Raw genomic sequence first — 12,230 nt, 5'->3', positions numbered from 1 at the left:
TTTGAATTCAATCACTTGCGCTAGAAGCAACTCAAGTTGCTCGCTAGCGGGAGGCGAATAATACAGGATCAAAACAGGTGGTCAACCCCCGTGTGAAAATTCTTTTCCATACTCAACAGGCCAGGTCGCGTTTGCGAAAACTACCCCCCGTACCGGCTATATAAGGTAGCAATCATCCAATCACCCCCGCATAGATCGCTCGATCAACATTTCCCCCGGATAGAATCACACCGACCGTTTTCCCCTCCCGCCTTTCATGCTCCTGCATCAAGGCCGCCAACGCGGACGCGCCCGCCCCTTCAGCAAGGTTATGGGTATCGGTGTAATACACGCGCATGGCCTCGGCGATTTCATCTTCGCTTACCGAGACGATCCGCGCTGCCCCCTTCCTATAAATGTCGAACGCCTCGGCAACAGGCCTGCGCACGGCAAGGCCGTCGGCAAAAGTGTTGGCCGACGCGGTTTCACAGATCGTTTTCGCTTCGAAAGACAGTTTGGCGGCCATTGCTTCCGTCGACACCACCCCTACTACCTCGGTACTCAGGCCCAACACATCCCGGGCAGCAATCACACCGCAGATTCCCGAACCACAGCCGATGGGTACATAGACGGTGTCCAGCTCTGGCGCTGCACTGAACAGCTCAAGCGCATACGTCGCAACGCCCTTGACCAGTTCGGCATGAAATGGCGGCACCAGGTACAAGTCATGTTCCTGCGCCAGGCGAGCAGCCTCTTCGCGAGCTTCATCGAAGTCACGCCCGTACTCGACCACCTCACCGCCGAACCCGCGCATGGCGTTGTTCTTTTCCTGCGAGTTGCCCTGTGGCACAACGATCAATGCCCTCAGCCCCACGGCACTGGCTGCCAGTGCAAGACTTTGGCCATGATTGCCACGCGTCGCAGAAACGATGCCTTTGACGCTCGGGTGCTCACGGCGCAGCCAGTTCATGAAGGTAATGCCGCCGCGCACCTTGAAGGCACCGGTCGGCGTGTGGTTTTCGTGCTTGACCCAAACGGTGCATCCCAATCGCTCGGCCAGCAGAGGCCAGCGATACTGGGCGGTAGCTGGCATCACCTGGTAAACCTGGCGGGCAGCGTGTTCGAGGTCATCGCGCGTGATTGTATGCATGAGCGTCTCCTTGGCTTTGCCCCAGTCTAGGCACGCAGGCGTCGCGTCGGCTTTCAAAAAACGAACCTGACTTTTATGCCATCCCTTCACTACTATGGCGCTCATGAGTCATCGAAACCGTCAGCACATCACACCCCTTGCGGAACCGGTCCGTCGCATCGAGGCAGGTTCGTGGACGATCGAATTGCTGCCCGGCGCAGCCTACTCGGCACGCTACGTGGCGACCCAGTCAGCGATTGGCTTTGCCTTCGACAGCCAACGCGGCCTGCATGCCATCGGTACTGACCGGGTACGTCCCTTCGACGCGATGCCCAATGGCCTGGCGTTTGTCCCGGTCGGCTGTGATGTGTTGTCCGAGTCCCCCGTGGGCGGTGAATACCTGCGGGTCATCCGCACCAAAGGGGGTGTGTTGGCCGGAGATCGGCCATTCAACAACCGCATCGACCCGCAGGCCATTCTTCTTGCCCAGCGAATGCGCAGCGCGCTGTTGCAGCCCAAATGGGACGATGACTTGGAAACCTGGGCGCTTGCGCTGGCTGAGCGCGCCGCAGTTCAGGACGTGCCAGTGCACCGCGGCTCGATCACCGACAGCCGAATGCGAAGGCTGGATGAGTTCATTGACGCAGGTCTCAATGGCCCGCTCGATGTACTGTCGATGGCACACCTGCTCGAATTGTCCGAAGGCTATTTCACTCGCGCCTTCAAACAAGCCACGGGCAAAAGCCCCCATAGCTATTTGATCGACCGGCGCCTGGCCAGGGCTCGGGCGATGATATGCGACGGGAAAACGGCCTTGTCGCAGGTCGCCCTGGCCTGTGGATTCAATTCCCAGGCGCACCTGGCAAGCGCCTTCAAACAACGACTTGGCGTGAGTCCGGCACAATTACGCAAAAGTACTTGCCACAGCGCCAGCACCGGTAAAAAACATCCGTCGTGATCGCTGTCTTCTGATCCGAAAAATCACGCCCACAACCCTTCGGGTCGTGTTCTGCAATGCCGATTGCACGTCGTTCATGCAGGCTGCACGACCTCCCTCAGCCCTGCTATCGCACAACCCCTGATCCAGACGCCTTTGGCCGAGACGCGCGACTGGCATGGCAAATGCGTTGTTCTTCGGGAATCCACGGCGCCGAGAGACATCGGACTGTGTTCTAACCCTGAATAGCAGAGGCAACCAACATGAACGCGATCGACCTTCTGAAAGCCGACCACGAGAAAGTCAAAGGGATTCTGAGCCAACTCAGCGAATCGACGGACCGGGCCCTGAAAAAACGTGTCGAGCTACTGGGCAAACTGGAAATGGAGATCTCGATCCACACCCGACTCGAAGAGGAAATCCTTTATCCGGCCTTCAAGGAAGCCGGCACCAAGGAACAGGACATCATGTACTTCGAAGCCAAGGAAGAGCACCGCACCGTGGATTCGCTGGTACTGCCAGACCTCAAACTGACTGATCCGGGTACGCCCGAGTTCGCTGGCCGGGTCAAAGTGGTCAAGGAGCTTCTGGAGCATCACATCGAAGAGGAAGAAACCGAGATGTTTCCGCAGGCAAAAAAACTCCTCGGCAAAGCGAAGCTCGATGAACTGGGCGAACAAATGGAAGCAATGAAAGCCAGCTACAAAAAGGAAATGATGGCCGGCAACGTGGCGGCGTGATGCTCCCGAAACCCAGAAAGCCCGGCATCTGCCGGGCTTTTCTTTGGGTTGATATCACGCTCGAGTCCCGCGAATTTTCATCCGCCCGCCGGTGGCATTCAAACGCCGTTGTGTGGTGTGCTGTTCGTCATGAGCCCGCTGTTCCCATTCGGGCTCACAACATTCCGGCCATTAACCGATGAGGTCCGTTTCATGAGCAATACGTCTTACGTGCCACCCAAGGTCTGGAAACACAGCGCGCCTTCCGGCGGCCAATTCGCCAATATCAATCGCCCGATTGCCGGGCCGACGCATGAAAAAACGCTGCCGTTCGGCAAGCACCCGCTGCAGCTCTACTCGCTGGCCACGCCCAATGGTGTGAAGGTGACCATTCTGCTCGAGGAATTACTGGCGCTTGGCTGCACCGACGCTGAATACGATGCCTGGCTGATCCGCATCAACGAAGGAGACCAGTTCTCCAGCGGTTTTGTCGAGATCAACCCCAACTCGAAAATTCCGGCTCTATTGGACCGCAGCGTGGAGCCGGCCATTCGCGTGTTCGAATCTGGCTCGATCCTGTTGTATCTGGCGGAGAAATTCGGCGCCTTCCTGCCCTCCGATCCGGCGGGTCGCACCGAAACCCTGAACTGGCTGTTCTGGCAAATGGGTGCTGCGCCGTATCTGGGCGGTGGCTTCGGGCATTTCTATGCGTATGCGCCGGAAAAACTCGAATACCCGATCAATCGATTCACCATGGAAGCCAAGCGTCAGCTGGATGTACTCGATCGCCGCCTGAGCGAAAGCCCTTACCTTGCCGGCAACGACTACACCATCGCCGACATCGCGGTCTGGCCGTGGTACGGACAACTGGTGCGCAACAATGTGTACTCCGCCGCCGAGTTTCTGAGCGCCCATGAATACACCCACGTGCAGCGCTGGGCGCAAGAGATTGCCGAACGACCTGCGGTTATTCGCGGCCAGCGCGTCAACCGGACGTGGGGCGATGAAGCGAGCCAGGTTCCGGAGCGACATCAGGCGAGCGATCTGGATTGACATTGGCCTTATCCGATACAGCGCCTGTAGCCTCCGGCATCAGGCGTTGTGTCTGATAAATCGCTCCCACCGCCCCACGGACCGCTACGCTTTATTTCCAGGTGTCAGCGGCCCAGCGATGAAAGTGCGACACCCGACCTCGAACAACAACGGAGGGTCGTCCACCCGCATGAACATTCTCTACGACGAACAGGTCGACGGCGCCTTGCCCGACGTCGACAAAGTCGCGCTTCTGCAAGCCCTGCAGCACCAATGGCCAGACCTGGACGTGCTGCATCAGCGCGAGGAACTGAAACCGTACGAGTGCGATGGCCTCTCGGCCTACCGCACCACGCCGCTGCTGGTGGTACTGCCACGGCATATCGATGAAGTTCAGGGCGTGTTGCAGATCTGCCATGAACGACGGGTGCCGGTGGTGGCCAGGGGCGCGGGGACCGGTTTGTCCGGCGGTGCTTTGCCGCTGGAAAAAGGCGTGCTGCTGGTGATGGCGCGCTTCAACAACATCCTGCAGATCGACCCAAAGGCCCGCACTGCACGGGTTCAACCCGGTGTGCGCAACCTGGCGATTTCCCAGGCCGCCGCGCCGTTCGGGCTGTATTACGCACCTGACCCTTCCTCGCAAATCGCCTGCTCAATCGGCGGCAACGTGGCGGAGAACGCCGGTGGTGTGCATTGCCTCAAGTACGGCTTGACCGTGCACAACCTGCTCAAGGTCGAGATCCTCACCGTCGATGGCGAACGCCTGACGCTGGGGGCGGACGCACTGGATTCCCCCGGTTTCGACCTGTTGGCGCTGTTCACCGGTTCCGAAGGCCTGCTCGGGGTCATCACCGAAGTCACGGTCAAACTTTTACCCAAACCGCAGACGGCCAAAGTGCTGCTGGCGGCGTTCGACTCCGTGGAAAAGGCTGGCCGCGCCGTGGCGGATATCATCGCGGCCGGCATCATTCCCGGTGGCCTGGAAATGATGGACAACCTGGCGATCCGCGCTGCCGAAGACTTCATCCACGCCGGTTATCCGGTGGATGCCGAGGCCATTCTGCTTTGTGAACTCGATGGCGTTGAAGCGGATGTCCACGATGATTGCGCGCGGGTCCGGCAAGTGCTCGAACACGCCGGCGCCACCGAACTGCGCCAGGCCCGAGACGAGGCCGAGCGCGTGCGATTCTGGGCCGGGCGCAAGAATGCCTTCCCTGCCGTGGGCCGGTTGTCGCCGGACTATTACTGCATGGACGGCACCATCCCGCGCCGCGAGTTGCCTGGCGTACTGCATGCGATTGCACAGCTTTCAGCCGAATACGGCCTGCGAGTCGCCAACGTATTCCATGCCGGCGACGGCAACATGCATCCACTGATTCTGTTCGACGCCAACCAGCCCGGCGAGCTGGAGCGTGCTGAAACGCTGGGTGGCAAGATCCTCGAACTGTGCGTCAAGGTCGGCGGCAGCATCACCGGAGAACACGGCGTGGGCCGGGAAAAAATCAACCAGATGTGCGCGCAGTTCAACAGCGATGAGCTGAACCTGTTCCACGCCGTCAAAGCCGCGTTCGATCCCGGCGGCCTGCTCAACCCCGGCAAAAACATTCCAACCCTGCACCGCTGCGCCGAATTCGGCGCCCTGCACGTACACCACGGGCAACTGCCCTTCCCCGAACTGGAGCGGTTCTGATGGGCGACGCGATGGATTTCGATGACAGCGCCGCGCTGCTCGAACAGGTCAACCGGGCACTGGAAAACGCTACCCCGCTGCGCATCCAGGGCGCCAATAGCAAGGCGTTTCTCGGGCGCATCGTCGGTGGCGAGATTCTCGACACTCGCGCCCATCGCGGCATCGTCAGCTACGACCCGACCGAACTGGTGATCACCGCACGCTGCGGCACTCCACTAGTGGAACTGCTGGCCGTGCTGGACGCTTCGCAACAGATGCTGGCGTGCGAACCACCCGCCTTCGCCGACGATGCCACGGTCGGCGGCATGGTCGCCACGGGCCTGTCCGGGCCGCGTAGGCCCTGGTCGGGATCGGTGCGCGATTTCGTGCTGGGCACGCGAATCATCACCGGTCATGGCAAACACCTGCGCTTCGGCGGCGAAGTCATGAAGAACGTCGCCGGTTATGACCTGTCGCGCCTGATGGCCGGCAGTTACGGATCGCTTGGGGTGATCACCGAAGTCTCGCTCAAGGTGCTGCCCAAACCGCGAGCGTGCCTGAGCCTCAGTCTGGAAATGCCCAGCGAACAGGCGTTGCTGCGTCTGGCCGAATGGGGCCAGCAACCGTTGCCGATCAGCGCCGCGTGTCACGATGGCCGGCAACTGCATTTGCGTCTTGAGGGTGGCGAAGGTTCGGTGGCGGCCGCCCATGATCGCCTGGGTGGCGAGCTGATCGACAGTTCGTTCTGGGCCGATCTCAACGAACAACACCTGGGCTTCTTCGACGAAGACCAACCGCTCTGGCGCCTGTCCGTGCCGCTGAACACGCCGCCGCTGAACCTGCCCGGCGAGCAGTGGCTTGACTGGGGAGGCGCGCAACGCTGGCTCAAATCGACGGCCGAAGCTGCGATCATTCGCAAAGTCGTCGGTGACGTCGGCGGGCATGCGACCTGCTACAACCACGGCCTGATCGACGAACCGTTCCATCCTCTGGCGCCCCCCCTGCTGCACTATCACCGCCAACTCAAACGACAACTCGACCCCCGGGGCATTTTCAATCCCGGGCGTCTGTACGCGGAGCTTTGAGCCATGCAGACCACCCTCAGCCCGCAAGCCCGGCAACTGCCCCGCGCCGAAGAGGCCGAAAGCATCCTGCGCACGTGCGTTCATTGCGGATTCTGCAACGCGACCTGCCCGACTTATCAATTGCTCGGCGATGAACTGGACGGCCCGCGCGGACGCATTTACTTGATCAAGCAAGTGCTTGAGGGCAACGAAGTCACGGCGAAAACCCAGCAACATCTGGATCGCTGCCTGTCATGCCGCAACTGTGAAACCACCTGCCCTTCCGGCGTGGACTATCACAACCTGCTCGACATCGGCCGGGCGGTGGTGGACGCCGCCGTCCCGCGTCCGCTCGGGCAGCGCCTGTTACGTGAAGGGCTGCGAAATATCGTGCCCAATCCACGGTTGTTCAAAGGGTTGATCAACGGCGGTCAGATGTTGCGCAGATGGTTGCCCGACGCCTTGCAAGACAAGCTGCCACACAACGCGGTAATGCCTGCATCAGTTCCCGGCATCCGCCATGCCCGGCAAGTGCTGATGCTGGAGGGTTGCGTGCAACCGGGCCTGTCACCCAACACCAATGCCGCAGCGGCGCGGGTGCTGGATCGTCTGGGCATCAGCGTGATTCCTGCCCGCGAGGCTGGCTGTTGCGGCGCGGTGGATTATCACCTTGACGCCCAGGCCACCGGCCTTGAGCGCGCCCGCCACAACATTGATGCGTGGTGGCCGGCCATCGAACGGGGTGCCGAGGCGATCGTGCAGACGGCCAGCGGTTGTGGGGCGTTCATCAAGGATTACGGGCATTTGCTTCGCGCCGATCCGGCTTATGCCGAAAAGGCCAAAGCCGTCAGCGCGCTGGCAAAAGATCTGGTTGAGGTGCTGCGCGAAGAGCCGCTCGAATCCTTAGGCATCCACGCCAATCAACGTGTGGCTTTCCATTGCCCCTGCACCTTGCAGCACGCGCAGAAACTTGGCGGTGTGGTGGAGTCGGTGCTGGTCCGACTGGGCTTCGACCTGACTGCGGTCCCCGACGCTCATCTGTGCTGCGGCTCGGCAGGTACTTACTCGATCACCCAACCGGCGCTGGCCAGGTCACTGCGCGACAACAAACTCGCTGCGCTGGAGAGTGGTCATCCCGAGATCATCGCCACCGCCAACATCGGCTGTCAGGCACACCTCGATGGCGCCGGCCGCACGCCCGTCAGGCACTGGATCGAACTGGTGGACGCGCATTGCCGCTGAATGTCCGGAGTGCCTGCTACCCTTCAAGCGGTGGCGCAGACAAGTCTTCGTGACGGATAAAGATGTGGCCTGCATCGCGCACCAACTGCCGCCACTCGGAAGCGTTGATAAGTCCCTGCTCCAGCATCTCGTCGGCCCCCTTGAGCAACTCATCATATTGATCCTGTGGGTCGAGCTGCTCCCGGGACTGTGTTGCCAGATTGCGCCAGGCCGACAGGGACTCTTTTTTGCGTTGATCAAACATATCGAATGCCTCGCGAAGATGACATCGGGTAGAGCCGGTTCGGTTCTGCGTCGTTCGATACATGCGACGAGTGGAAGGCAATGCGGTTGCGGCACTCAATGTTCGTTATGAGCTAATAACCCCTTCATTAAACGGTCGCTCAAACGTTGTACTAGGATAGGATCCAAATTTCCCGATTTGAGGTCGCCGGCCAAGGATATCCGCCGGAGACTCGGGAAAGCGCAATTCCCCCATTGCTACTCATGGATGAAACACATGAACTCACACCTGTTCCCTCACATCGGCAAAGTCATCGCCAGCACCGGCAGCCGGCATTTTCCGCGGATGCTGCACGACCTGATCCTCACCCAACTGGCCGTGGATGCCACACACATCCGGCAGATGCGCGTGGAGCCGGTCGCACGTACGCAACCGCGCACCGAGCCGGAATGCCCCAAAGAGGCAACCCTGACGGCCGAGACGGTGTATTCCGAACTGAGCACCGATCCCGGCAACAGTGACGTGCCCGCCCCCGAACCCTCCACGGTCACCGATGCTTCGCAGTTGCACCTGACCCGGCGCAAGGACGGTTACCGTTATGTGATTTCCGTGTACCGCTGCGGACCGTCGAAGCGCTTCTCCGCGCGCGAGCGCAGTCTGTTGCAGGACATCTCCCCGGTGTTGCTGCCGATGGTGGAAAAGCACATCCACGCGCTGCAACCGGCGAGTGCGGATCCCGAGGCGCAAGCCGCAGCGACCGAAGCATCGCTGCAAGGACTGGAAACCCTGCGCCTGCGTTTTTGCGAACGCGTGCAGCAACTGGGCCTGAGCCTGTCCAACCGTGAACTGGAAGTGTGCGTCGGTCTGCTGGCCGGGCGCACCGCGCCTGAACTGGCCGAGCAATTGCAACTGAAGGTCAATACCGTCGAGAGCTACCTCAAACGTGCTGCCATCAAACTGGGAATCAGCGGCCGCCATTCGCTGATGCGCTGGATGTATTCGCCTGAGGACTGCCCGGCCGCCTGCGACCCGTCCAACGCGGCCTGATCGATCACACGCCGGAAAAAAACCGCCGTCCTGCCAGGGACGGCGGTTTTTTTCATGTCCGGCCCTCAGTCCCGCGCCAACGCCTCGATCGGGTCGAGCCGCGATGCATTGCGCGCCGGCACAAAGCCGAACACGATGCCGATCAGCGTCGAGCAGATCACCGCCGTCAACACCGAGCTCAACGAGAACACCATTTCCCATTCCTTGATGAACAGCGAAAACAGGTGGCCGATGGCGTAACTCAACGAGATTCCAATCGCCCCGCCCAGCAGACAGACCATCACCGCCTCCACCAGAAACTGCTGACGAATGTCCGACTGCCGCGCCCCGACCGCCATTCGGATACCGATCTCGCGGGTCCGTTCGGTGACCGACACCAGCATGATGTTCATCACCCCGATGCCGCCGACCACCAGCGAAATCACTGCAATCAGCGATAGCAATAGCGCCAGTGAGCGGCTGGTTTTCTGCACCGTCTGCATGACACTGTCGAGGTTGTTGGTGAAGAAATCCTTGGTGCCGTGGCGCTGCAGCATCAGCTTGTTGACGTTGTCCTCCACGACCTTGCTCGGTTGGCCGTCCTTGATCCGCACACTGATGCTGTCCAGGTAGCGCTGGCCCAACAGTCGACCGGCTGCGGTTTCGTAAGGCACCCAGACATTGAGCGACTTGCTCGACGAGAAAATGTTCTTCTTTTCTGCTGCCACACCGATCACGGTGCACGGCAGGTTGCCGATCAGGATCACCTGTCCCAGCGGATCGACTCCCTCGCCGAATAACCGTTGGCGGGTGTTGTGATCGATCACCACCACCTGAGCCTGGCGTCGGGCATCGTTTTCGCTGAACGCAATGCCCGACTCCATCTTGATTCCGCGCACCTGGAAGTACAGATCGCTGACCCCGTTGACCTGGGCATCGAGATCGATGTTGCGATAGCGCAGCAACAGATTGCGCCCGACCACCGGCGTGGCGCTGTCGACGTAATACAGCTGGTTGAGCGCCGTCACATCCGTCGGCACCAGGGTTTCGATGGCCGCCGAACGGCTGTCGCCGAAACTGGTGCCGGAATAGATATCGATGGTGTTGCTGCCGATGGCCTGAATGTCCTTGAGCACATAGCGCTTGGCCCCTTCACCGATGGCCGATATCGACACCACCGAGGTGATGCCGATAACGATCCCGAGCATGGTCAGCAAGGTGCGCATCCGATGCGAGATCAGCGCGACCCAGGCCATGTTGAAGGCTTCCTTGAACAACCCGAGGCTGGCCACCAGACGCCGCGCCCCCGTGGATTTGGGGACCGCGTCCTCATTGTTCAATGCCGTGGTGTCATGCTCGTTGCGGCGGTCGCTAAGGATTTCGCCGTCACTGACCTCAATGATGCGCTCGGCATTGGCCGCGACCTTGGGGTCATGGGTCACCAGAATCACCGTGTGCCCGGCCGCGTGCAACTCCAGCAGGATGCGCATCACCTCCTTGCCGCTGGTGGTGTCGAGGGCGCCGGTCGGCTCGTCCGCGAGGATCACTTCGCCGCCGTTCATCAGGGCCCGGGCGATACTGACCCGCTGCTGCTGACCGCCCGAGAGTTGACTCGGACGATGGGTCAGGTGCCCTTCCAGCCCAAGGCGCGCCAACAATTCACGGGCTCGCGCATGACGCTGTGGTTCCGGCGTGCCGGCGTAGATTGCCGGCATCTCGACGTTGTGCATCGCGCTCAAGTGCGGCAGCAAGTGGTAGCGCTGGAAGATGAAGCCGAAATAGTCGCGACGCAGTTCGGCCAGCGCCTGACTGTCCAGATCGCGGGTTTCCCGGCCGTTGATCCTGTAGCTGCCGGCCGTGGCGTAATCGAGGCAGCCGAGGATGTTCATCAGGGTCGATTTGCCGGAGCCCGAGGCGCCGATGATCGCGACCATTTCCCCGGCATGGATCGTCAGGTTGATGTTCTTCAGCGCGAGGAATTCGCGATCGCCAGCCGTGAAGCTGCGGCTGATGCCGGTCAGTTGCAGCAGAGGTTCGCTCATGCTCATGCCCCTGCCACTTTCGTCACCGGATCACCGATCACCACCCGGTCGCCTTCGGCCAGGCCTTCGTTGACCTGCACCTTGACGTTGTTGTTGATCCCGGTCTGCACATTGCGCGACTGCGCCTGGCCCTTGGCGTCCAGCACCCGCACCGGGAAGCTGCCATCGCTGTTGCGTGGGCCCAGCGCGGCGACCGGAATCGTCAGCACCGATTTGGCGGTGTCGAGCACCACCCGCACCTGAGCGGTCATGGAAATACGCAAACGGTGATCGGGATTCGGCACCTCGAACAGCGCGTTATAGAACACCGCAGTGTTCTGCTTCGGCGTGCCGGCGGGCGGGGTTTCGAGGAAGTTCTGCGGCGCAGGCTCAGTGCCGCGCAGTTTGCCGTAATAACGTTTGTCCTCACCAAGAATGGTGAAGTACACCTCCTGCCCCGGTGCAATGTGGATGACATCGGCCTCCGACACCTGAGCCTTTACGGTCATGGTGTCCAGGTCCGCCAGTTTGAGCAGGATCGGTGCCAGCTGATTGGCGATCACGGTCTGGCCTTCCTGGGTCACGATGCCCACCACATCGCCATCGATGGGCGCGACGATCCGCGTGTAGGCCAGATTGACCTTGGCGGTGTCGATCTGGATGTGTGCACTCTTGATCTGTGCATCCAGCGACAACAGATTGGCCTGCTGCACCTCGTAGTTCGATTGCGCGGTTTCGAAATCCTGCCGCGAGATCGAGGCGTCCTCCTGCAGGTTCTGATAGCGCTCGTAGATGGCCTTGGTCTGGCGCAGTTGAGCCTGGGTCGCCCGGCGCTGGGCTTGCAGATTCTCCTCATCGACCTGTGCCTGACGCAGGGTGTTCTGCAGCACCAACGGATCGATTTCCGCCAGCCACTGGCCCTTCTTGACCTTGTCGCCGACCTTGACCTTGAGCGACTTCAACTGCCCCGAAACCTGGGCACCGACGTCCACCTGCTTGATGCCCTCCAGCAAACCGGTGGCCAGCACTGCGTTTTCAATGTCAGCGCGTTCGACCGTGGCGGTCAGGTATTGCGGTGCCTCGGCCGGCGCCTGCACCGTGTAGAACACCAACCCGGCCACCAGCGTCAACGCGATTCCCAGACCGACTTTGCGCACCTTCGACTGTTCCATAAATGACCACAATTCCG

Annotated in this window: 11 protein-coding genes; 7 read left to right on the top strand and 4 right to left on the bottom strand. The window is 60.8% G+C overall.

Annotated features, from left to right (window positions below; genetic code table 11):
• Positions 1 to 172: 172 nt before the first annotated feature.
• Positions 173 to 1,129 carry a threonine dehydratase gene (locus tag ACM6JM_RS02020; protein WP_103386461.1) on the bottom strand — a complete coding sequence of 319 codons (957 nt, stop codon included), beginning with the start codon at positions 1,127 to 1,129 and terminating at the stop codon, positions 173 to 175.
• Positions 1,130 to 1,223: 94 nt separating this feature from the next.
• On the opposite strand from ACM6JM_RS02020, the gene ACM6JM_RS02015 reads away from it, so the two are divergent.
• The 6 genes from ACM6JM_RS02015 (at position 1,224) to glcF (ending at position 7,771) form a co-directional block, all read left to right on the top strand.
• Positions 1,224 to 2,066, top strand: a complete 843-nt coding sequence (locus tag ACM6JM_RS02015) for a helix-turn-helix transcriptional regulator (protein ID WP_414881234.1) — start codon at positions 1,224 to 1,226, stop codon at positions 2,064 to 2,066.
• Between the two features lie 242 nt (positions 2,067 to 2,308).
• Positions 2,309 to 2,785: a hemerythrin domain-containing protein gene (locus ACM6JM_RS02010; RefSeq protein WP_039770748.1), complete on the top strand. Its 477-nt coding sequence runs from the start codon at positions 2,309 to 2,311 to the stop codon at positions 2,783 to 2,785.
• 192 nt (positions 2,786 to 2,977) lie between these two features.
• Positions 2,978 to 3,817: a glutathione-dependent disulfide-bond oxidoreductase gene (yghU, locus tag ACM6JM_RS02005; RefSeq protein WP_210709481.1), complete on the top strand. Its 840-nt coding sequence runs from the start codon at positions 2,978 to 2,980 to the stop codon at positions 3,815 to 3,817.
• Positions 3,818 to 3,986: 169 nt separating this feature from the next.
• Positions 3,987 to 5,486 carry a glycolate oxidase subunit GlcD gene (glcD, locus tag ACM6JM_RS02000; RefSeq protein WP_414881233.1) on the top strand — a complete coding sequence of 500 codons (1,500 nt, stop codon included), beginning with the start codon at positions 3,987 to 3,989 and terminating at the stop codon, positions 5,484 to 5,486.
• A complete protein-coding gene (glcE, locus tag ACM6JM_RS01995) occupies positions 5,486 to 6,550 on the top strand; it encodes a glycolate oxidase subunit GlcE (protein ID WP_414881232.1) in 1,065 nt (354 codons plus the stop codon). Before glcD ends, glcE begins: the two co-directional genes overlap by 1 nt.
• A 3-nt stretch (positions 6,551 to 6,553) precedes the next feature.
• A complete protein-coding gene (glcF, locus tag ACM6JM_RS01990) occupies positions 6,554 to 7,771 on the top strand; it encodes a glycolate oxidase subunit GlcF (RefSeq protein ID WP_039770762.1) in 1,218 nt (405 codons plus the stop codon).
• Between the two features lie 16 nt (positions 7,772 to 7,787).
• On the opposite strand, the gene ACM6JM_RS01985 is transcribed toward glcF, so the two are convergent.
• A complete protein-coding gene (locus tag ACM6JM_RS01985; protein ID WP_052266591.1) occupies positions 7,788 to 8,015 on the bottom strand; it encodes a hypothetical protein in 228 nt (75 codons plus the stop codon).
• A 255-nt stretch (positions 8,016 to 8,270) separates the two neighbouring features.
• On the opposite strand from ACM6JM_RS01985, the gene ACM6JM_RS01980 reads away from it, so the two are divergent.
• Positions 8,271 to 9,041 carry a helix-turn-helix transcriptional regulator gene (locus ACM6JM_RS01980; protein ID WP_074687879.1) on the top strand — a complete coding sequence of 257 codons (771 nt, stop codon included), beginning with the start codon at positions 8,271 to 8,273 and terminating at the stop codon, positions 9,039 to 9,041.
• Between the two features lie 65 nt (positions 9,042 to 9,106).
• On the opposite strand, the gene ACM6JM_RS01975 is transcribed toward ACM6JM_RS01980, so the two are convergent.
• Entirely contained in the window at positions 9,107 to 11,062 is a 1,956-nt protein-coding gene (locus ACM6JM_RS01975; RefSeq protein WP_414881231.1) for a MacB family efflux pump subunit, read from the bottom strand.
• A 2-nt stretch (positions 11,063 to 11,064) separates the two neighbouring features.
• Positions 11,065 to 12,213, bottom strand: a complete 1,149-nt coding sequence (gene macA, locus ACM6JM_RS01970) for a macrolide transporter subunit MacA (RefSeq protein WP_074687877.1) — start codon at positions 12,211 to 12,213, stop codon at positions 11,065 to 11,067.
• Positions 12,214 to 12,230 lie beyond the last annotated feature (17 nt).

This window comes from Pseudomonas sp. IT-P2, from assembly GCF_949767575.1.
GTDB classification, from domain to species: Bacteria; Pseudomonadota; Gammaproteobacteria; order Pseudomonadales; family Pseudomonadaceae; genus Aquipseudomonas; species Aquipseudomonas pharyngis.
Note: the sequence above shows the minus strand (reverse complement) of the source record. Positions and strands in the feature narration are given on the sequence as shown.